The sequence below is a fragment of the Pseudoalteromonas sp. T1lg10 genome (assembly GCF_002964545.1).
Classification (GTDB): Bacteria; Pseudomonadota; Gammaproteobacteria; order Enterobacterales; family Alteromonadaceae; genus Pseudoalteromonas.
This window is the reverse complement of sequence record NZ_PQBV01000037.1, coordinates 236,098-258,124: the sequence shown is the minus strand read 5'-3', so window position 1 is coordinate 258,124 and position 22,027 is coordinate 236,098. Positions and strand designations below refer to the sequence as shown.

The 22,027-nt window shown below is 50.1% G+C and carries 16 protein-coding genes and 1 pseudogene; 8 read left to right on the top strand and 9 right to left on the bottom strand.

The genetic code is table 11. The features are described 5' to 3' along the window. The first annotated feature begins 135 nt into the window (after window positions 1-135). Both C2M17_RS09870 and C2M17_RS09865 read left to right on the top strand, forming a co-directional pair. Window positions 136-3,213 (top strand): ligand-binding sensor domain-containing protein, encoded by a 3,078-nt coding sequence (locus C2M17_RS09870; protein ID WP_158684006.1) that lies wholly within the window; start codon window positions 136-138, stop codon window positions 3,211-3,213. Continuing rightward, entirely contained in the window at window positions 3,210-3,857 is a 648-nt protein-coding gene (locus C2M17_RS09865) for a response regulator (RefSeq protein ID WP_105200622.1), read from the top strand. Before C2M17_RS09870 ends, C2M17_RS09865 begins: the two co-directional genes overlap by 4 nt. A gap of 43 nt (window positions 3,858-3,900) precedes the next feature. On the opposite strand, the pseudogene C2M17_RS09860 reads toward C2M17_RS09865, so the two are convergent. Continuing rightward, a pseudogene (locus C2M17_RS09860) lies at window positions 3,901-4,144 on the bottom strand (endonuclease III); the annotation flags it as partial. 201 nt (window positions 4,145-4,345) lie between these two features. On the opposite strand from C2M17_RS09860, the gene C2M17_RS09855 reads away from it, so the two are divergent. Beyond that, the gene (locus C2M17_RS09855) at window positions 4,346-5,173 is read left to right on the top strand and encodes a MipA/OmpV family protein (RefSeq protein ID WP_105200620.1); all 828 of its coding nucleotides are present in this window, start codon (window positions 4,346-4,348) and stop codon (window positions 5,171-5,173) included. A gap of 41 nt (window positions 5,174-5,214) precedes the next feature. Here C2M17_RS09855 and nth read toward each other — a convergent pair whose 3' ends face one another. The 8 genes from nth to C2M17_RS09815 all read right to left on the bottom strand — a co-directional run bounded on the left by nth (window position 5,215) and on the right by C2M17_RS09815 (window position 13,128). After that, window positions 5,215-5,847 carry an endonuclease III gene (gene nth / locus C2M17_RS09850; RefSeq protein ID WP_105200619.1) on the bottom strand — a complete coding sequence of 211 codons (633 nt, stop codon included), beginning with the start codon at window positions 5,845-5,847 and terminating at the stop codon, window positions 5,215-5,217. A 39-nt stretch (window positions 5,848-5,886) separates the two neighbouring features. Further along, window positions 5,887-6,588, bottom strand: coding sequence for an electron transport complex subunit E (locus tag C2M17_RS09845; protein WP_105200618.1), 702 nt, complete (start codon window positions 6,586-6,588; stop codon window positions 5,887-5,889). After that, entirely contained in the window at window positions 6,588-7,226 is a 639-nt protein-coding gene (gene rsxG, locus C2M17_RS09840; RefSeq protein ID WP_105200617.1) for an electron transport complex subunit RsxG, read from the bottom strand. The genes C2M17_RS09845 and rsxG overlap by 1 nt, the downstream gene beginning before the upstream one ends. Then, on the bottom strand, window positions 7,223-8,281 hold the full coding sequence (rsxD, locus tag C2M17_RS09835) for an electron transport complex subunit RsxD (protein ID WP_105200616.1): 1,059 nt from the start codon (window positions 8,279-8,281) through the stop codon (window positions 7,223-7,225). The genes rsxG and rsxD overlap by 4 nt, the downstream gene beginning before the upstream one ends. Next, entirely contained in the window at window positions 8,278-10,815 is a 2,538-nt protein-coding gene (gene rsxC / locus C2M17_RS09830; RefSeq protein ID WP_105200852.1) for an electron transport complex subunit RsxC, read from the bottom strand. The genes rsxD and rsxC overlap by 4 nt, the downstream gene beginning before the upstream one ends. Before the next feature lie 11 nt (window positions 10,816-10,826). Next, on the bottom strand, window positions 10,827-11,381 hold the full coding sequence (gene rsxB / locus C2M17_RS09825) for an electron transport complex subunit RsxB (RefSeq protein WP_105200851.1): 555 nt from the start codon (window positions 11,379-11,381) through the stop codon (window positions 10,827-10,829). A 2-nt stretch (window positions 11,382-11,383) separates the two neighbouring features. After that, window positions 11,384-11,965 carry an electron transport complex subunit RsxA gene (gene rsxA, locus C2M17_RS09820; protein ID WP_105190380.1) on the bottom strand — a complete coding sequence of 194 codons (582 nt, stop codon included), beginning with the start codon at window positions 11,963-11,965 and terminating at the stop codon, window positions 11,384-11,386. Window positions 11,966-12,096: 131 nt separating this feature from the next. Beyond that, window positions 12,097-13,128, bottom strand: coding sequence for a LacI family DNA-binding transcriptional regulator (locus C2M17_RS09815; RefSeq protein WP_105200615.1), 1,032 nt, complete (start codon window positions 13,126-13,128; stop codon window positions 12,097-12,099). 486 nt (window positions 13,129-13,614) lie between these two features. On the opposite strand from C2M17_RS09815, the gene pgi reads away from it, so the two are divergent. The 5 genes from pgi to C2M17_RS09790 all read left to right on the top strand — a co-directional run bounded on the left by pgi (window position 13,615) and on the right by C2M17_RS09790 (window position 21,922). Continuing rightward, complete coding sequence (gene pgi / locus C2M17_RS09810) at window positions 13,615-15,258, top strand: glucose-6-phosphate isomerase (protein ID WP_105200614.1); 1,644 nt, start codon at window positions 13,615-13,617, stop codon at window positions 15,256-15,258. A 370-nt stretch (window positions 15,259-15,628) separates the two neighbouring features. After that, on the top strand, window positions 15,629-17,101 hold the full coding sequence (zwf, locus tag C2M17_RS09805; protein WP_105200613.1) for a glucose-6-phosphate dehydrogenase: 1,473 nt from the start codon (window positions 15,629-15,631) through the stop codon (window positions 17,099-17,101). Then, on the top strand, window positions 17,101-17,811 hold the full coding sequence (gene pgl, locus C2M17_RS09800) for a 6-phosphogluconolactonase (protein ID WP_105200612.1): 711 nt from the start codon (window positions 17,101-17,103) through the stop codon (window positions 17,809-17,811). Before zwf ends, pgl begins: the two co-directional genes overlap by 1 nt. A 405-nt stretch (window positions 17,812-18,216) precedes the next feature. Further along, window positions 18,217-20,817 carry a TonB-dependent receptor gene (locus C2M17_RS09795; protein ID WP_105200611.1) on the top strand — a complete coding sequence of 867 codons (2,601 nt, stop codon included), beginning with the start codon at window positions 18,217-18,219 and terminating at the stop codon, window positions 20,815-20,817. 397 nt (window positions 20,818-21,214) lie between these two features. Continuing rightward, window positions 21,215-21,922 carry a SapC family protein gene (locus C2M17_RS09790; protein ID WP_105200610.1) on the top strand — a complete coding sequence of 236 codons (708 nt, stop codon included), beginning with the start codon at window positions 21,215-21,217 and terminating at the stop codon, window positions 21,920-21,922. The last annotated feature ends 105 nt before the right edge of the window (window positions 21,923-22,027 follow it).

Below are 22,027 nucleotides of genomic sequence, written 5' to 3'. Positions count from 1 at the left end.
TAAGGGTTATAACAACTTGGTTTTCAGGAGGGTATTAGGGGAAACCCTAGTATGAAATGTACCGAATTTAGCCTCTTGACCCTGAATCCATGGGCGAGGTATTGTTTCTCGATTGTTTTATTTGTAGAAAAAATATTGAAGTTTGTTGCATTTTTTGTCATTGCGCTGAGTGTTCAAAGTGCTTTTGCGAGTCTAAGTTTTCATCATGTTGGCATTGATCTGGGTTCAATAATCGATATTGAATTCGATAGCCAAGGAGTGATGTGGTTGGCCTCTCGTGAGGGGCTGTATCGCTATGATGGTAGTCGCCTGCAGCATATTTCTTCTGAGGATGGCTTGTCCGACGATGATATACGCTCATTGACCGTTGATATGTCGGACAATATATGGATAGCCACGAACTCGGGAGGGCTCAATATCTTTGACCCAAAAACGGGCTCGGTGCAGCGCTTTAGGCAAACATCTTCGCCGAATTCTTTGTCCAATGACTCCGTTTATGATGTCGCCTTCGTTGGCAAGGACCGCGCCTGGGTGAGCACACAAAACGGCCTAAATCTTTTTGATATTCAAAGTGGTACGTTTACGCGGTATTTTCATAAAGCAACTGATCCTCAGAGTGTTTCCGCTAACTACGGTTATTCATTATTTGTCGATGATAGCCAAAGGGTATGGGTCGCGACCTTAGGCGGAGGGGTGTCTGTCTATAACCCCGAGCAGGATAACTTTGAACAAATCTGGTTGAGTCGTTACACCACATTTAAAAACAGTGATGGGGTGTTTGCAGTCAGACAATTGTCGTCAGAGCTGTTCCTATTCGCTACTCGTACCGGCTTGTATCGCTATCACTACGTCAATAAGCAACTAGAGCCGGTGACCCTGTCGTCTGAACCAGGACAAGAGCTTGGAACCGTGACCGACTTGGCGTTAGATGAGAGTAAAGTCTTTGTCTCGACACTCAATGACGGTGTCTTCGTCTATGATATTCAAACGGCTTCACTGAGCGCCGCTAATCCGAGCGAGTTGGGTTCCCGTCTGCAGACGCCCGCGGTGCCCATTTATAGTTTGGCCCTATACGAATCTCAGCTGTTTATAGCCACTTTAAGTAAAGGCCTGTACAGCTCAAGAATTAACTATAACGACCTTGATGCACGGCTAATGCGCACGGATGTGATGGGCGATCTGACCAATATCACCAGTGTGGATATTGTTGCCAATGGAGACCCTATATTCGGTAGCTTTGGTGCTGGCTTGATGGTAACCCAAGGCGATGAGTCATTGGTGAGAATGGACCAAGGAAGTGTTCAAGGGATATCCGCCTCTCGGTTCCAGCGTCTACGAGAGCAATACCCAGAGATAACCAAGGTTGGCATCCTGGCGGTCGAGTTTGATACCGAGCGAAATAGGCTTTATTTGGGCACCACGGTCGGGTTATGGGCTATCGATTTGAATACCGAGCAGTTGCTGAAAATTGCTCGCTATCGCCATACAGAGATTGGCTATGTGAATGCCTTACACATAGACGACAAGGGCGATGTCTGGTTTGGCAGTGGTGGTTTAGGCTTGATGCTTTGGTCGGGAAAATCTCAGCTCTTGATAGGCTTCAACGAGCATGAAATGCCTAACTCGGGACTCAGCGGCGACTATGTCACGACGCTGCAAAGAGATGGGCGCTATCTCTGGGTGGGTACCCGCTCCAATGGCCTCAGTCGCTGTGAGATAAAGCCCCTAAAATGTGAACACCTGGACTCACTCAGTGGCAGTGCATCACATTTTAATGTAACAGCAATCGCTAAGTTGAGTAATGGCAACATCATGTTTGCAACACGCGGTGGGGGAGTCTTTGAGCTAACCAATACGAGCTCAAGTACCAGCCTACACAAGGTCACCGAGGAGCAGGGCTTAAACTCAAACATTATTTTAGCCGTTGAGGAAGACAGTGATGGCAGTGTTTGGCTTGCCACCGCCAAGGGACTTTCACGGCTAAACCCAAGTCGTGATGATGTTGTCAATTATCCAATCGATGAGTTGGTAGGCACCCCCCAGTTTAATGCCCACGCCAGCGCTCAAAACGAGGATGCGCTTTTTTTCGGTGGGCTCGAGGGCGTGATACGAATTAACAAGCATACAAAAATGCCTGCAGACGTTGAACATTCGCTGCTTTTAAATGCAAAGGTGAAGCAAGAAGATAAGACGTTGAAGTTCACCACAGATAGTTCTTTGTCGGTGGGCCCAAGAAGCATAATCGAACTCGATTTTGCCTTGTTGGATTATGGCGTAGGCACTAAGGAATATGAGTATCGACTCAGTGCCCATGAAGCCTGGCAAGCCATTGGTGCAACCCAGCAATTCTTGCTGCATCATTTGTCTGCGGGAAGTTATCAAATCCAGGTTCGTAGCCGGGACTTCACCGGCCGATGGCAGTACAGCAAGCCCCTACTTGTGAAGGTAAACCCACACTGGTGGCAAACACCCTGGTTCGTTGTAATCCTAGTCTGTGGAGCGCTTGTAACCATGTGGTGGTGGCACAAAATGCGCACCCAAAGGTTACATCAGCGCAATCAGGATTTATTGCGTTTGCAAGCGTTAAAGCAGCAGGCAAAGGAGCAAGAAAGACGGCACATCTCCCGGGAGTTGCATGATGAAATAGGGCAAAACCTGACGGCCTGCAAACTCGGTCTGCAAATGCTTAACTTGCAACAGCAAAGCCCCGACTTGTGTGCTCAAGTCGCGGGCAGCGTGTCCTTGCTTGATAAAATTATCAGCCAAACCCGTGACTTAACCCAGTCCCTGCGACCCCCCATGCTTGATGAATTAGGGCTGTTTGCGGCCTTGGACAGATACTTTATAGAGCTACAAAAGCGAACCAATACACGGCTCTGTGTGTATTTACAGCCTGATTTGGAGTCAAGCATTAACCACCATGGTGAGCTGGCCTTCAGGGTGATTCAAGAGGCGGTGAATAATGCCTTGAAGCACGCCAATGCCAGTACCATAGAGGTGAGTGCGACACGGGTGCGAGAGCACCTGGTGCTGACGGTGGCCGATAATGGCGTCGGCATTGAGCTAAAAGACATTGAGCAATGCATTCGCAGCGGCAAGCATCTTGGCTTACTGGGGATGCGCGAGCGCTTATACCAGGTTAAAGGCGATTTAACTATCAACGCGGGGCGCCACCAAGGCTGTAAAATCAAAGCAAGGATCCCATTACAATGACAGCGATAGAAAGCTTGATCATGGCTGATGACCATGAATTGGTGCGCTCGGGTTTAAAGAGCTTGATTCAACAACAATTTCCAGATGTTCCCGTGTTGGAAACCGGGTCCGGCGATGGCGCGTTGGCGTTGATCCTCGAACAGCAACCGGCATTAGCCCTGCTGGATGTAACCTTGCCAACGATGAATGGGTTGGATGTGGTCGCCAGTGCGCGAAAGGCAGGATTCAAGGGCAAAGTAATCATGCTCTCCATGCATCACTGGCCAAAGTATGTTGCCCGAGCCTGGCTTAACGGCGCCAACGGCTATGTGTTGAAAGACTCTGCCTTTGAAGAGTTGCTGGTGGCCATAAATACGGTGATGAAGCATGAGCGCTATTTATCAAAAGGCATTTGTGCCCAGGCCGTGGACGATGTTTTAGAGTACATGGATGCGGAGCAAGAAGAGCTGCTTACACCGCGGCAAAGGCAGGTATTGCAGCTGGTGGCGGAAGGGCACTCGTCCAAGTACATCGCCAGTGAACTCAATGTCAGTTTAAAAACCGTTGAGGCTCACCGCAGCTCAATTATGAACAGGCTAGGCATTCATGATCTTGCCGGCTTGATTAAAGCGGCGATCAGTTTAGGTCTAACCGAGCTGGATTAGTGAAAAGGGTCTGGCGATTGCCGCTGCTGCGCTTTTTATTGAGCTATTCCGTCTTATCCTTAAACTCGCACAAATCTTCAATAATACCGCTGCCACAGCGCGGTTTGCGCGCCACACAGGTGTAATGGCCATGGAGAATAAGCCAGTGGTGCATATCGGCCTTAAACTCTTTCGGTACCAGTTTTTTTAGCTTTTGCTCAACCGCCACCACGTCTTTGCCATGGCGAACTTGGTACGGTTTGAAACGCAAAGATATGGGTGTCCATGGCTATGGTCGGCCAGCAAAAAAGGATAAAAAAGGGTAGATGTAAAAGTATGTTTAACTATCGATAGCTGTTCTGTGCCAATAGCGAAAGGTAAGTTTAGTCTGTGATAATAGGTCGGTATAACTTTAAAACATAAAACGAGAATATGTGAACCTTTCACTAAGCCCACGCGTAAACTAAGGTTACTAGGTATATCTACCAGCACTTATACAGGGTAACCAAATGAAAAATATTAAAAGCTTACTTTTGGCCTTGCTAATACAACTGCCCCTCTTTAATACAGCAATAGCACAAGACAACAAACCCGCTTTAGTGCCTTTACCCTCGGTAGATGACTTTACCCGAGGGGAAGATGGGTGGGCGTTAGGACTTGGGTTAGGTGTTGAATATGAGTCTGCGTACGAAGGGTCAGACGAATTTGGATTTGAAATCCAACCTGCTGGTGCTGTGCAGTGGCGAGACGGTAACCACATATATTACTTTGCAGGAGAAGCACTTGGTTGGCGAAGTCTTGTTGCTGAAAACTGGCTGCTAGATGCCTCGGTTGGTTTTGATGAAGGACGAGAAGAAGGTGACTCGGATGATGGTAGACTTGACGGCCTTGGTGACCAAGATGAAAGCTTTGAACTAGTGTTTCAAGCCCGCCGCTCATTCACCTCCGACTGGCGATATTGGTTAGTAGGCCGTGTGGTGGCAAGTGATGAGGGAAGTTTAGGTTTATTTGGCGTGGGTCGCCGCTTTGGGGACCAAGCTGATGGCACGGGTTCAGAGATTAATTTGGTTGTAGTAGTTCATGACAGCGATTACGCTAACAAAGGTTTTGGTATAGATGCAAAACAATCGGCTGCATCAGGCCTGGCAGAAACCAACCTAAGCGGAGGAATACGTTCGGTTGGTGTTGATTATAATTACCGACATAATATCAATAAGCACTGGCAAATATATGGTGAAGCACTTTTTGAATACTATAGTAGTGAAGTTAGAGATAGCCCAATCGCTCGCAATAATTATGAAGCTGAGGTAGGTCTAAGTGTCATTTACACGTTTTAGCTAGTTCAAGCTTGGGATGTATCACTAAAAGCAGCCTATGGTCACTCGGTCTTATCCTTAAATTCACATAGGTCTTCGATAATACAGCTGCCACAGCGCGGTTTACGCGCCACACAGGTGTAACGGCCATGGAGAATAAGCCAGTGGTGCACATCGACCTTAAACTCTTTGGGCACCACTTTTTCTAGCTTTTGCTCAACCGCTACCACGTCTTTGCCCATGGCAAATTTAGTGCGATTAGAGACGCGGAAGATATGGGTATCGACGGCTATGGTTGGCCAGCCGAAAGCTGTATTAAGGACCACGTTAGCGGTTTTTCTGCCTACGCCTGGAAGGGCTTCTAAGGCCTCGCGATTTTCCGGTACTTCGCCGCCATGCTGCTCCACCAGAATTTGGCACATCTTGTAGACATTATTGGCTTTGGAGTTGAACAGGCCGATGGTTTTAATGGCTTCGCGCAGCTCTTCTAAGCCTAAATCAAGAATCGCTTGTGGCGTATTGGCGCGTGGAAAAAGCTTGCGGGTGGCTTTGTTAACGCCCACGTCCGTAGCCTGCGCAGACAAGGTAACGGCAACCAGCAGCTCAAACGGCGAGCTGTATTCAAGCTCGGTTTCCGGGTGCGGATTGGCTTCGCGTAAACGCTCTAAAATCAGGCGGCGTTTTTCTTTATTCATTTTCTGCCCTTGTTATTTTTATACAGTTTCGCGTGGACGCTAGTCTAAGCTGGTAACACGAGCCCGTGGCCCTTTTACCTGCTCGGCATCCGGTGCCAGTTGCTTTGCCTTTAATTGCGCGTCAATGAGGTTTTTAGCGGCAATTAGTAAGCCCAAACCGATAAAGGCACCCGGGGGTAAAATAGCCAGTAAAAATTGATTATCAAAATGAATGATGTCCAGGCGCAGGCTTTGAGCCCAAGGGCCAAGGAGTAAATCGGCACCGTCAAACAAGGTGCCTTGGCCAATCAATTCGCGCATGGCGCCCAATACGCAAAGAATAAGGGCAAAGCCAAAACCCATCATCAAGCCATCCCAGGCGCTGAGCAGGGGGCTATTTTTTGAGGCGAATGCCTCGGCGCGGCCGATAATGGCGCAGTTGGTCACGATCAAGGGAATAAAAATACCCAGTGATTGATACAGGCCGAAGGTAAAGGCATTCATCAGCAATTGAATAATGGTTACAAAGGCGGCAATGATCATCACAAATACGGGAATACGTATGTCTTTAGGCACCCAGTTACGTACCAGGGACACGGTGACATTCGAGCCCACCAAGACCAGCAGGGTGGCAAGGCCAAGACCTAGGGCATTGGTGATGGTGCTGCTCACCGCCAGCAACGGGCACAGGCCAAGCAGCTGAACCAGGGCCGGGTTATTGGCCCAGACACCGTCTTTAAAAAGGGTTTTGAAATCGCTCATTATGACTCTCCCGGGTTGCAGCTATTCTCTGCCTGGGCCAGGGTATTGAAATTACGCTGCGCATAGAGCACGGTATTTTTTACCGCACCGACCACGGCGCGCGGGGTTATGGTGGCCCCGGTAAACTGATCAAAGGTGCCGCCGTCTTTTTTCACCGCCCAGCGTCTGTCATCCTGGCTGCGCACCTGTTGGGTGCTAAAGCTGTTGATCCACTCGCTGCGTTTGGCTTCTATCTTATCGCCAAGGCCGGGCGTTTCGTTGTGTTTGGTAACACGCACGCCCGCTACCGTACCGTCGGGGTAGATGGCGCTGAGCAGCTCGATATTGCCGCTGTAGCCATTCGGTGCCGTGCTTTGCATCACCAAGGCCACCACCTCGCCTTGCTGTCGGGCCCGGTAGACGGTATAGCTAGGCTGTGGGCCCAGCTCCTGGCTGCTTATCTGAGTGCAATCCAGATACAATTCGTTGTCATAGGCAGACTCGGGAAGTACTTGATGCAGCAGCCCCTGTAGCTGTTTTTTCTCTTGAATGGCAATTTTAGGTGCGGTGAATTGCTGGACCAGGGTCACAGCACCTGTGGTGAGCAGCGCAAAGGCGGTCAAAATGGCGCCATTTTTTCCCATAGATGAGAGGATCATGATTTTGCTCCATGGCCATAGGTGCGCGGTTGGGTGTAATGGTCAATCAGCGGCACCGCCATATTCATCAGTAACACGGCAAAAGCCACCGCATCCGGGTAGCCACCGAAACTGCGGATCAGGTAAACGATCACGCCAATGGCGGCGCCATAAATCAGGCGGCCACGATTGGTAGTAGATGCCGATACCGGATCCGTGGCGATAAAGAAGGCGCCCAGCATGGTGGCGCCACTGAGTAAGTGGAATGCTAAGCCGGGCTGATTGCCTGAATCGAAGATATAGCCGATGCTGGCACACAGGGATAAGGCTGCGAGCATGGCCACGGGAATATGCCAATTGATCACCCGCTGTTGCAGTAAAAATAAGCCACCAAGTAAATAAGCGGCGTTAACCCATTGCCAACCCAAGCCGGCGGTCTCGGTAAAAACAGGCTTTGTCATGCTCTCGGCCACGGTCAAACCATGGCTGACATCGGTGCGCAGGGTATCCAAGGGGGTGGCCATAGTAATGCCATCGACGTTGGAGCGCAGTTGCTCCAAACTGTATCCAGATTGGCTATAGTTGCTGAAAATCATACTTAGCTCATCAAGCAAACCAACCTGATGATGCATCAATTCTGCCGGCGGTAACCAGGAGGTCATTTGCACCGGAAATGAAACCAGCAGCAAGACATAGCCCGCCATAGCCGGGTTAAATAGGTTGCCGCCCAAGCCACCATAAAGCTGTTTAACGAAGACGATGGCGAAGAAAGTGCCGATCACTATCACCCACCAGGGCGCCAAGGGAGGAATACTTACCGCCAATAACAGTCCGGTCAACCAGGCGCTGCCGTCTTGCAGGGTGTGCCAAATTTTACGGCCGCGCAAATACAGCACACCGGCTTCAAACAGGGTGACACACACCAGGGCCAATGCCAGCTGGATCAGCACCCCAGCGCCGAAAAAGTAGCACTGCGCCAATATTCCCGGCACCGCAGCCAGGGCCACTAACATCATCACACTCGTGAGCGATTTATGGCTGTGCTTATAAGGTGAACTCATCATATTGAGATTCATGATGGATCCTCTTGATCTGGTTTATTTTGGGCATCGCGCGCCGCTTTTTTCGCTTTGGCACGAGCTATGGCTGCCGCAACCGCCGCTTTCTTTTTATCTTCCGCCGAAGATTGCGCATCAAGGGCTTTCGCTCCTTCGTTAGGCTTGTCCTGAGTAGCTTCGCCTTGAGCAGTCTCGGCTTTAGCGGCGTCTGCAGCTTGGGCCGCTTTCTTTGCTTTGGCACGAGCTATGGCTGCGGCGACGGCGGCTTTCTTTTTATCTTCCGCCGAAGATTGCGCATCAAAGGCTGTCGCTTCTTCGTTAGGCTTGTCCTGAGTAGCTTCGCCATGAGCAGTCTCGGTTTTAGCGGCGTCTGCAGCCTGGGCCGCTTTTTTCGCTTTGGCACGAGCTATGGCAGCGGCGACGGCGGCTTTCTTTTTATCTTCCTCGGACTGTGGTGCTGCGGCCGAGTTTGCGTCATCGTTTGTCTCTACCTGTGCTTCATCGGCTTCGGCTGCCTGTGCGGCCTTTTTCGCTTTAGCACGGGCAATTGCGGCGGCTACTGCAGCCTTCTTATCGTCTTGCGCCGGTGCGTCAGCATCTTCGGCTTGCGCCGCTTTTTTCGCTTTGGCGCGAGCTATGGCAGCGGCTACCGCGGCTTTTTTATCGTCCTGCGCTGGCGCCTCAGTTTCTGCAGCCTGGGCTGCTTTTTTCGCTTTGGCGCGAGCTATGGCAGCGGCTACCGCGGCTTTTTTATCGTCCTGCGCTGGCGCCTCAGTTTCTGCAGCCTGGGCTGCTTTTTTCGCTTTGGCACGAGCTATGGCAGCGGCTACCGCCGCTTTTTTATCGTCTGCTGCGACCGGCTCGGCAGTATCCGCTTGTTGCTTTTGCTCTTTATACAAGCGTGCCTGCTCTTTACGGGCGGCGCGCTCCTGCGCTACTTCGCTGTTGTCCGGTTCAAGCTGTTCGCCTGCCTTTTTCGCTTTAGCACGGGCAATGGCGGCGGCGACCTTGTCTTTGTCAGCGCCTTTATCGGCTTGCTTGCTTTTAACCCGAGCCAGGGCTTCGGCCACCTTTTCTTTGCTTTGCGTGTCTTGCTCTTTGCTGCGACTAGGACGCTTATGGCGATTGCGACGTTCTTCTTGTTCGCGTTCTAAGCGCTCCTTACGGGCTTCAAAGCGCTCCTTGGCACGGTCCGATTTAATTTGTTCAATCTGCTGTTCGCGAATTTCCGCTTTGGCCACGCGATAATACTGCACCAGTGGGATTTCGCTGGGGCAGACATAGGCGCAGGCACCGCATTCGATACAGTCGAATAGCTTGTGCTCTTCGAGCTTTTTGTATTCCTTGGTCTTGGCGAACCATTGCAACTGTTGCGGCAACAAGGAAGCCGGGCAGGCATCGGCGCAGGCGCTACAGCGAATGCAGGCACGCTCTTCACCCGGGAATGGCATCTCGGCTTCACTTGGCGCCAGGATACAGTTTGTGGTTTTCACCACGGGAATACGTACCGTGGGCAGGGTAAAGCCCATCATGGGGCCGCCCATAATCACCCTTTGCATCGGCTCCGGAGTAAAGTCTTGTTGCGCCAATAGGTGTTTGACCTCGGTTCCCAGCAAGGCCCAAACATTGCGCTGCTCGGCCAGGGTGTCACCGGTAACCGTTACCACACGCTCAATCAGTGGCTTACCCAGCTCAACCGCCTGTTGCACCGCGTACATGGTACCTATGTTTTGCACCAGCACGCCAATATCGGCGGGAATGCCGCCGGCGGGCACTTCTTTTGACGTTAGGATCTGGATCAGCTGTTTTTCCCCGCCGGATGGGTACTTGGTGGGGATGGCGCGCACCTGCATATCGTCAATGCTGGCACAGGCTTGCTCCATGGCCGCTATTGCCTTGGGCTTATCGTCTTCAATGGCGATCAGGGTGATCTTGGGCTGTAACAGATGGCGCAGTACTTCAATACCGCGCACGATTTCGTCGCTGTGCGCCTGCATCAGCACATCATCGGCGCTGATATAGGGTTCGCACTCGGCGCCGTTGATGATCAGCACCTCGATTTGCTGCTTGGTCGAAGCCTTAATATAGGTTGGGAAGCCTGCGCCACCCATGCCGGAAATACCGGCAAAATGCAGTATGTCGATTAAACGCTCGGCAGTCAGCTCGCGGTAATTAGGGTGGGGCACCAGCTCGCACCAACGGTCTTCGCCATCGGGCTCAATAATAATGCTGAGCTCCGGCAATGCCGACGGGTGTGCCGAGGGCATAGGAGTAATATCGACGATTCGCCCAGAGGTTGGTGCATGCACGGGCACCGACCAGTTGGCATGAGGCTTGGTTAAAGCCTGGCCTTTAAGCACCTGCTCATGGACATTCACCAGCAGGTGTCCTTGCGCCCCTATATGCTGTTTTACCGGCAGCACCAGGCGTGGCGGCAGCGGCAGAATATGGATAGGCAACGAATTTGACTGGCTTTTGTTTAGTGCCGGGTGAACGCCACCTGGGCTTGGCCAAAGTTGTCCGCGACTAATACGAGCTAATAAAGAGTCCAACACTGCACCTCTTAATCAATTTGTGTCACGGGGATGGCTTGCAACTGCCATTTCCACGTCTGTTTGGTTTGCGCTACCGGCACCATGTCGATGCAATCCACCGGGCAGGGGTCGACACATAAGTCACAGCCGGTACATTCATCAATCAGTACCGTGTGCATTTGTCGCGTGGCACCAACTATGGCGTCGACCGGGCAAGCCTGAATACATTTGGTGCAGCCGATACATTCGTCTTCGCGAATATAGGCCACTTTCTTCTCCGGCTCGGCCTGTTCGCCACCTGCGAGCGGGGTCGCTTCAACGCCCATAAGGTCGGCTAATTTTTTAACCGTGGCTTCACCACCGGGCGGGCACTTGTTGACATCATCGCCATTGGCGATGGCTTCGGCATAGGGACGACAGCCTGGATAACCACACTGACCACACTGGGTCTGTGGCAAAATGGCATCGATTTGCTCGACTATGGGGTCGCTTTCAACGCGAAAACGCACCGCGGCAAAACCTAGGATGACGCCGAAGATTAACGCTAGGATACCCAGGGCACAGAGGGCGTAAAATAAAATCATCATTAAAACTTAACTAATCCGCTAAAGCCCATAAAGGCCATAGACATTAACCCGGCGGTGACCATGGCAATGGCCGCGCCTTTAAAGGGCACAGGTACATCGGCACCGGCTAAGCGCTCGCGCATTGCCGCAAACAGCACCAAGACCAAGGAGAAGCCCACCGCGGCACCGAAGCCGTAAACGGCCGACTCGACAAAACTATGCTGCTCTTTGATATTTAACAAGGCGACACCTAGCACCGCACAGTTGGTGGTGATGAGCGGCAAGAAGATACCCAGTAAGCGGTATAGTGTGGGTGAGGTTTTCTGCACCACCATTTCGGTAAATTGCACCACCACGGCGATCACCAAGATAAAGCTCATGGTTCGCAAAAAGGTCAGCTCAAGAGGCAGCAGAATATATTGATTTACCAGGTAACTAGTGACGGACGCCAGGGTCAGTACAAAGGTGGTGGCCAGTGACATGCCGACGGCGGTATCCAGTTTGCTGGACACGCCCATAAAGGGGCAGAGACCCAAAAATTGTACTAATACGAAATTGTTGACCAACACGGTACTGACAAGCAGTAAGAGATATTCCGTCATAGGCACCCAAGAAGCTGAAAAGAACCGAACTATTATCCTTATTTCTCGGCCATTTCACAACCATTGCGATGGTCAATAGGCGAGGATGGTCAATCGCGAGAGAGTGGCGGCCGAGACCGCCATGTTCGTGCTTAGGCGGTTTTGGCGTCGGAGCTGCCGCGGATCACCAGGCTTGGGGTGAAGATACGAGTGATGTCTTTATCCTGATTGCGTGCGCCTCGGGTTTTACTGAACAAGAGTCGTGCCGCATGCTGGGAGATCTCGTCATTATTCTGATGAGCCGTGGTCAACTTGGGCCAGGTTTGTTTGGAAAAGGGTGAGTCCTCAAAGCCGGTGATAGCCAGTTCGTCAGGGATGGCAATATTCATCAGGCGCGCGGCAAACAAGGCGCCAGCGGCGATTTCATCGTTACCGCCCATCACGGCTGTGATGCCAAGGGCATTGTCGTTTTTGAGCAGCTCCTTGGCACCCTTTACGCCAGATTCAAAAGAATAGTCGCCGCGGTAGAGCAGGGCTTCGCTGGCCTGAATCTGATGGTCTGCCAGAGCTCGTTGATAGCCGGCCAAACGCTCGGTGGTGGACTTGTGTCCCTGATCACCGCAAATAAAGGCGATGTTCTTATGGCCAAGCTGCAACAGGTGAGAGGTGATCTCGTAGGCCGCCGCATAGTCGTTAACATAAATACAAGCGCTGTTGTCCTTGTTATCACCACGACCTGAGAGAATGCGCACATAATGCATATTCATTTCATCGAGTTCATCGATAAGGTCTTGTTGTTCAGACAAAGGCGGGGTGAGCACCAGTCCGGCAATACGGGAGCGGCGGATCATGGTTTTCAGTTCGGTTCTCATATCGCTGTCGGCGTAGCTGCAGGGATGGATCACCAGCTCATAGCCTTCCTGGCGGCAGCGCGACAAAACACCGTTTTGCATGTCGATTACATAGTAGGCGTTGGGGTTATCGTAAACTAAACCTATGGCGTAGGAGGAAGTACCGGCCAGGTTGCGGGCGGCCAGGTTGGGCTGGTAATTGAGTTCTTTTACCGCGGCCATGACCTGGTCATGGGTTTTTTTGCGCACCGAAGGCTCGTTATTGATTACCCGCGAAACCGTTTTCATTGACACCCCGGCCAGTTTCGCAACGTCATTTATGGTTACTTTCATGAGCGTTTCTTATTATTTTGGCAGCGCTTGGCGGTGCCCGTATTTGTTATCTAATTAGCGTCTCTAATTAGTGACCTAGATGGTACTGTACACAGCAGAGAATCGAGTAAAGCTTAGGTCTATTCGCTTCCTAGTTTTGCCAGTTCCCACTCGCTGTTTCCAAAGAAAAATGACTGTAGGTCAAGTTTTCATTGAGTGTATCTAAAGTTATAAATAATTAGCAGGAATAATTTTAATTTTTCCTAATGATACCGGTGTCAAGGACGAAAATATGCGCTATGATCCGCCCATAAAATTTCAAATAAGCAATTTGACAGCGTTGTCATTTTAACTTAACGTTTACCGAAAATGGCAATTTTAAACGCAAGATTAGTGGGTTTGTCCTCGTACTTTCACAAAAATAAAGAAAAATGTGGTGATAGTGAGTGAATTCGCGCGCAACGGTCGCGAGTCTATTAATCTAGTTGGAAAGGTAAGGAATTAACAATGGTAGCAAGTCGTTCACAATTAACGAGCTGGCAAACGCTTCAAAAGCAGGCCCAAGGGTTAAAAAACACCCACTTAAAACACCTGTTTGCCGCGGACGCAAGCCGCTTCGATAAGTTGTCATTGGCTATTCCCGGAGTGCTGTTTGATTATTCCAAACAACTGATAGATGTACAGGTACGCGACACCCTGGTTGAGCTGGCGGAGCAATGCGACCTGGCTCAGTGGCGCGACAAGATGTTTGCCGGTTACAGGATCAATTTTACCGAGCAACGCGCGGTCTTGCATACGGCACTGCGTAACCCAGGCACTCAGGCTATTAATCTTGATGGCGTCAATGTTGTTGAACAGGTACACAAGGAACTGGCGAAAGTAGCCGCTTTTGTTGACAAGGTGCGCAGTGGTCAATGGCGCGGTTATAGCGATAAAGCCATTCGTGATGTAGTCAGTATTGGTGTGGGCGGTTCTAATCTTGGCCCGCAAATGGCGACAGAAGCATTGGCAAGCTATGCCGATGATACCCTCAACATACATTATGTTTCCAATGTTGATGGGGTGCAGATAGCTCAGGTATTAAAGCAACTCAACCCAGAAACTACCTTGTTTGTGGTGTCGTCGAAAACCTTTACCACCTCGGAGACCATGACCAACGCCGCCACCGCGGTACGCTGGTTAAAAGAGGCGGCCAAAAATGATGGCGCTGTGGCCAAGCATTTTGTTGCCGTGAGCACCAATTTGCAAAAAACTGCAGCCTTTGGCATTGCCGATGAAAACGTATTCACTATGTGGGACTGGGTTGGTGGTCGCTTTTCGATGTGGAGTGCGATAGGTTTGCCTATAGCCCTGTATCTTGGCTTTAACGCCTTTAGTGAATTGCTGGCCGGCGCCTTTGAAATCGATGAGCATTTCCGCGAGGCCCCGTTAAACGCCAATATCCCGGTGCTTATGGGCTTGTTGAGCGTTTGGAATACCAGCTTTTTAGATCATAGAGCCCAGGCTATTTTGCCTTACGATCAAGCCCTGCATATGTTGCCTGCCTACTTGCAGCAAGGGGAAATGGAAAGTAATGGTAAGGCGGTAAATTTTGCCGGTGAACCTGTGCCTTATACCACGGTGCCGCTTATCTGGGGGATGACGGGCATTAATGGTCAGCATGCCTTTTACCAGTATCTACACCAAGGCACGACTATAGTGCCGGCGGACTTTATTGCGTCGGTCGAGCCGCAGACCGAGGTTGATGGCCATCACCATGTTTTGATGTCGAACTTCTTCGCTCAAAGCGAGGCCATGATGAACGGGGTTGACGCCGAGCAGGTGCGTGCCGATTTGCTGCAAAAGGGTGTCAGTGAGCAACAAATAGAAGAGTTGATCCCTCATAAGCTGCATCCGGGAAATCGGCCAACAACCTCTATTATTTTAGATAAGTTGGATGCGCGAGCGCTGGGGCGCTTAATCGCCTTGTATGAGCATAAGATTTTTGTGCAGGGGATCATCTTACAGATTTGCTCCTTCGATCAATGGGGCGTCGAACTTGGCAAGGGACTGGCAAAGAATATCGAGTCGGAACTGCGGGCGCAGAGTGTTGGGGAGCACGATAGCTCAACTCAGGGACTGATGGCGTATTATCTGAATAAACGCCGATAACAGATTTAGCTGCATCGTCAGCAAAGCCGAGTAGCGCTTATCCCATGATGGGACGGCTTACAGAATACCTTTGAACGGGTAGCGCTGGAGTCTTTGGGGCCTGTATTTTTGTGAGAGGAATTACAGTGACCCTAAAGCTCATTTATTCTCAAGCTCCGGTCGCTAGTTGTCTAGGATCGGAGCTTTGCCTTTTTCGCCGCTAAGAATTCGTCTGGCGTTAATGGCTAGACGCACCCTTGGGTGCGCACCAACATCAGGGTCACAGGCCGTGGGCTTGTTATAATTCCCAATAAGAACAACGAATATGCCCTATACAGGCTCGGCATTGCTGGCTTGTCGGAACACACAGTAAACAGGTAGAGAGTAAATCATGCTAAATCCTTTTGATATCATAATCTTTGGTGGTGGTGGCGACCTTGCTTTGCGCAAGCTGCTACCGGCCATGTATCGCGCTTATCAGGAAGGGAACCTGCCACAAGGAACGCGGATCTTACCTAGCGTACGCAGCGTAGAACAGCGTGACGAATACATTGAAACAGCTCACACAGCTTTAAAAGAGCACCTGAGCCAGGGCGAATACAATAACAAAGACTGGCAGGCTTTTGCCAACTACCTGGTACCCGTGCTGATCAATGTAACCGAGGCCGATGAGCATTGGGATGAGTTGAACAGCATTCTGAATGAGCATGATGAAGATAAATCGCGTGTTTTCTATCTTTCTCTGCCGCCAGCCGTTTACGGTACCTGCTGTGAAATTTTATCCACCAAGGGTCTTATCACCGACACCTCGCGTGTGGTCGTGGAAAAACCAATCGGCTATTGTGGTGAGTCTGCCGAGCAGATCAATGGGAAAATCGCGCAATACTTTAGCGAAGAGCAAGTTTTCCGTATCGACCATTACCTGGGGAAAGAAACGGTGCAAAACCTGATGGCGCTGCGTTTCTCTAACTCGGTATTTGAGAACCTGTGGGATGCCAAGACCATAGATAATATTCAAATCAGCATTTCCGAGACAGTAGGTCTGGAGAGCCGCGCTGGCTTCTATGACAAGGCCGGGGCGCTGCGCGATATGATACAAAACCACTTGTTGCAGTTGCTGTGCCTAGTGGCCATGGAGTCACCGCATAAGCTCAATGCCAACTCCATTCGCACCGAAAAATTAAAAGTGCTTGAGGCGCTGCGTCCGCTGGTGGCCGAGCAGGTCGATGACAATATCGTTCGTGGCCAGTATGTGCCCGGCGATCTTGGCGGCAAAATAGTCCCGGGCTATCTTGAAGAGCTCGCGGACGGCCCAAGCAATACCGAAACCTTTGTCGCCATTAGGGCGCATATTGATAACTGGCGTTGGGCGGGTGTGCCATTCTATCTGCGCACCGGTAAACGCATGAAAAAACGTTGTGCCGAAATCGTGGTTGAGTATAAGCCAGTTTCTCATAATGTTTATGATGAGAGTGTTGGCCCCATTCAGCCTAACCGTTTGGTGATCCGTTTACAGCCGGAAGAGAGCATTCAATTAACCCTGATGTCAAAGCGTTTGGACAATCTTGAGATGCAACTTGAGCCGGTGACCTTGAACATTGAATTATCCGAGTCTTATGGCTCAGGTTTCCACTCCGATGCCTATAAGCGCTTGATGCTCGATGCTGCGGCCAATAATCCGGCTCTGTTTATTCACCGTGACGAAGTACGCCAAGCCTGGCAGTGGATCGACCCTATTATTGAGCGCTGGCAGGAAAAAGGCGCGCCGGCTTTATACCGTGCCGGTACTTGGGGCCCCGTCGATGCCGATGAACTGCTGGCCGAAACTAATCACCGTTGGTTCAACACAGGAGAGGGTGCATAATGGCGACCATTACAGAGCATTTTTTTGATTCAAAAGAGCAAATGACACAGGCCCTGGCAGCTTCACTGGCGGAGCGTTTAACCAGCGCTTTAACTGAGCGTCAACGTGCTTCTTTAATGGTATCCGGTGGCTCTTCACCGGCACCTGCCTATAAATATCTGTCGGGCCTGGATATTGCCTGGGACAAGGTTGATGTGGCCATGGTTGACGAGCGTTGGGTTGATACCGACCATGATAAGAGCAACGAAAGCTTTATTATCAGCACCTTGTTGCAGGATAAGGCGGCAAGCGCCAACTTTATCACTATGAAAAATAGCGCTGAAACCGCCGAGGCCGGGGTTGAGCAGTGTGAGCAAATGTATGCACAGATCCAGCGTCCGTTCGATGTCACCATCTTGGGCATGGGTCCGGATGGCCATACCGCATCTTTATTTCCTCACGCCGAAGGTTTAGAAACAGGCTTATCTTCACAGCAATTAGTGTGTGCGATTAATGCCATCGAAAGCGAAGTGACCGGTGCTATCACCGAGCGTATGACTCTTACCCTTCATGCTATTGCCCAATCGCGAGTGGTTAAGTTGTTGATCAGCGGCGAGGAAAAACTGGCTGTCTACAAAGAAGCCAAAGCAGGTGGTGATGTGCAGGCGATGCCTTTGCGCGCTGTGTTACAGCATCCAGACATCGAACTGGAAGTATACTGGGCTCCGTAAATAATTCCCCATAAGGCTTGGCCTTTAAAATACAGAAAACGCAGCTTAGGCTGCGTTTTTTATGGCCATAGGTTTACCTATTTCATTTCGATATCCTTTTGTGATCAGCTCTTGCAACCGCGTATTAACTTTCACTTATCGCGTACTTTACTCTTGCTCTAGTATTTGTGTTATATTCGCCGCGATTCAATCCAACAAACCCCTAATGGCTCATAGTTAAATCAAATAAAATCAGTTTGTTACAGTTTAATTAGTGCTTTTTTTAAACTAAAAAGACAAAAAATGTAGCGAATTTGTAATTTTGAGTGTAAGGTTTGTTACTAGATGACAGCGTTGTCATCATCACTGGGCAGAAGTGATTTGATAATCAATAAAATGATTCAAGAATAATTAAAGGGGAATCCTGTGTTAGCTAAAAATTTTAAGAAAAGCTTATTAGCAGTGAACGTTACTCTCGCGCTCGGCGCCGGTTTTTCTGGCGTGGCCGTGGCGGCCGATACACAAACGCAAGTAAAAGAAGATGTTGAAGTAATTGAAGTTCGCGGTATTCGTCGCTCGCTTGCGGCGGCCATGAACACCAAGCGTTTCGCCAATTCGGTTGTCGATGCCGTATCCGCAGAAGATATTGGTAAATTTCCAGATAGCGATGTGGGTGAAGCCCTGGGTCGTATTTCCGGTATCTCGGTAAACCGCCAGTTTGGCCAGGGTCAACAGGTGTCTATTCGCGGTGCGTCGGCGCAGCTGACTCGCACCTTACTTAATGGTCACTCGGTGGCATCAACAGGTTGGTATGATCAGCAGTCAATCGACCGCAGCTTTAACTACACCTTGTTACCACCTGAGCTAGTTGGCGGCATTGAAGTAAGTAAGTCTTCACAAGCAGATACAGTAGAAGGCGGCATCGGCGGCACGGTGAACGTGAAAACACGCAAGCCGCTGGACTTAGATGCCAACACCATTTTCGGTGGCATCAAGGCGGACTATGGCACTATTTCCGAAGAGACGGATCCGGATGTATCGGGTCTTTATTCGTGGAAAAACGACAACGAAGACTTTGGCTTCCTAGTAGCCGCAGCCTATTCGGAAACCAGCTATCAGCGTAACGGTATCGAATCTCTAGTTGGCTGGGGTGAGATAGTTCCTACTACCTTCCAGCAAGAGCGTGAGCGCACCGCAATCAATGCCGCTTTCCAGTATCGTCCAAGCGATGCCCTTGAATTAGGCTTAAATGTCATGAGCCTGGAACTTGAAGCAAACAACGCCAACACTTCGCTGTTCGCCGTATTCCCGGATGACAAAGCAGCGGCCTGTGAGCAAACCAATGCTTCGGGTACCTGTACTTTCTATCGTCGTAGTGCCGATGATACCAACCCGGGCTGGGCGCAAACCTGGGCCCGTGCAGGTTCAATGACTTCGGACACGGTTGATTTTGACTTTAAATATGTGGCCGACAACTTCGAAGTAACCGGCCGTATCGGTAATACCCAGTCGGACGGTGGTACCGATCTGACTTCAAACTATGGTTTCTGGTTGGGCACTCCGGCAGATTTCGCGGGCACCTATGATGCTACCGGGGATGTGATCAAGATAGATATCGCCAATAAAGAGTTTGATGCCAGCGACTTTAACGGTGAGCTGTCGCCGGCAGGTTGGTCACTGAAGAAACAACCCAACTCGGACGAAGAAACCTATGCCCAGGTGGATTTCACCTTCCCAGTAGATTTTGGTGCCATTACCGCTATTAAAACAGGTGTGCGCTGGGCTGATCATGAGGTTAAGCAGCTGACCTATTCGGCAAACCTGATTGATAATATCGCCGCTAAGAGCGCCGATCACTATTACTCAGGCACGGTTTCATCGGGCGCAGGTTTTACCCTGCCAGAGCCAAACCTGGATGCCATGATCACCGACGGTTACGCGGCAATTGCCAGCTTTGATAATACCTCTGACGTTTATCGCTCTGGTTACGGCACCATAAAGGAAGAAAACCTGGCACTTTACCTGATGGCCGACTTTGAAGCCGAAGGGATGCGCGGTAATATCGGTGTGCGTTATGTGTCTACGGATGCCGAGTCTGACTACTATGATCTCGATGCCATGGGCAATTATGCGGATACTCTGAGCACCGACAAGGCGGACTATGATGAAGTCTTGCCGAGTGTGAACATTGCCTTTGACCTTAGCGATGACGTGATCTTACGCGTGTCGGCGGCCCAGGTTATGTCACGCGCTAACTACGCGGATATGTTCTCAGCTTCCACTTTGGCCGGTTACAACGACGGTACCTCGGGTAATGAAGTGCTGAAAAAAGGTAATATCGGTCTTGAGCCATTCAAGGCCACTCAGGCGGACTTTGGTATCGAGTACTATTTCGATAACGACGCCATGTTCAGCGCCACTTACTTTATCAAGGATATCTCTAGCTTTACTAAAACCGATCAAGTGCTTAACCAAGGCATAGGTATTGTTGATAACGATTCGGGCGTAGATAACTGGACCATAGCCACCATGGGCACAGGTAGCGGCGGTGAAATTCAAGGTCTTGAGCTGCAATTGCAAGACGGCTTTGACAATGGCTTCGGTTACCAGGTGAACTACACCTTAGTAGATTCATCGGCACCGGCGGAAAACTTCCCGGATCGTGTATCCGTGTTTACCGATTCATCGGATCACACGGTTAATTTGGTTGGTTACTATGAGACAGACGACTTTAACGTGCGCCTTGCCTATAACTGGCGCTCTGAGTACATGATCCGTGAGTTGCCTGGTTTCTATGGCAACCGTGAGCACCAGGACTATGGTACTTTGGATTTAAGCGCCAAGTACTCGGTGACCGACAGCCTGGATGTGACCTTTGAAGCCGTGAACCTGACCGAAGAAGACAGTGTACAAATCGGTGTAGCCGAAGGCGATGCTCAGGTAGTACCTGAGCTGAAAGACGGCTACCCGGCGTGGTTCTTCGAAGGCGAAGCTCGCTATAAGCTTGGTTTACAGTTCCGATTCTAATACCAATTCTGTTAAGTATATGAGCAGATATAGCGCTGGATAAATGATGTGATAACAAGGCGGAATTTTTTCTTATGTAGTTATTCTACATAGAAAAATTCCAACGCCGTGAGCATGATATTTAGCCCGCTAGAATGATTAGCTATTTAAGTGAATTGGTATAATTAAGCTGTGCGCTACAGCAAAAAGCCAGTGTTTGCGCACTGGCTTTTTTTATGCCCTTAATTTGCGGCGTTTTAAACAAGTCTAACCAAGGGCTAGGGCATTACCGAACCGCCAAAATAGGGGGAAAAGGGTACATCAAACTTTAATGTATTTTCACTTTCTTTTTGTCAACAAAACCGATAGCCTTAGGCCACAACAAGTAATAAATACGTAAATAGTATGGAGCAGTATCATGGCGGAACAACAAGTACAGCCTTTGCATAACGAAAAGCATGCCAACACAAAAATTAAACCTGGCCTTAACATCGAATTTTTAAAAACTCAGCATTTAGTGCCGGTAGTGGCGCACGAGTTTGGTCGTATCGCCAATGAATTCCCACTGGCATTTGTAAAAAACAATGAGTCTGGCAAATTCCAGGCGGTTGCCTTATTCGGTCTTGAGCCGGGCGAAAACCTGTTTATCAAAGACGACCAATGGCAGGCAGCTTTTGCCCCGCTAGCGGTAACTCGTTACCCACTAGGTCTGGTTAAGCACCCAGAGCAAGAGCAATACGGTGTGGTTATCGATGAAGCCAGCCCGCTAGTTGGCGAAGAAGAAGGCAATGCCCTATTCGAAAACGGTGAAGAGACGGAATACCTTAAGCGTCGTAAAGAAGCTTTGGTTTCTTTTATCGAGTTCAGCGGTGTAACCGATGCCTTCACTCAGTACCTTGCCGATAAAGAACTACTGGTAGCCCAAACGCTAACCGTTGATATCAAGGGCGAGAAAAAAGACATCACGGGTATCCACCTGATCGATGAGAAGAAGTTGCAAGAGCTTAGCGATGAGGACTTCCTTGAGCTACGTAAGCGCGGTTACCTGGCGCCTATCTACTCTTTCTTAACCTCGACTCATCAGGTTGGTCGCCTAGCTCGCTTGAAAGCTGAGCGCGATGCATAAGTAAATCGTTTAACAACGAACATAAGAGCCCGGAAATAACCGGGCTTTTTTATGCCCGGCTGGTCACTAAATCGGCTGTTAACCATGTTGGACGAAAGTTTTACC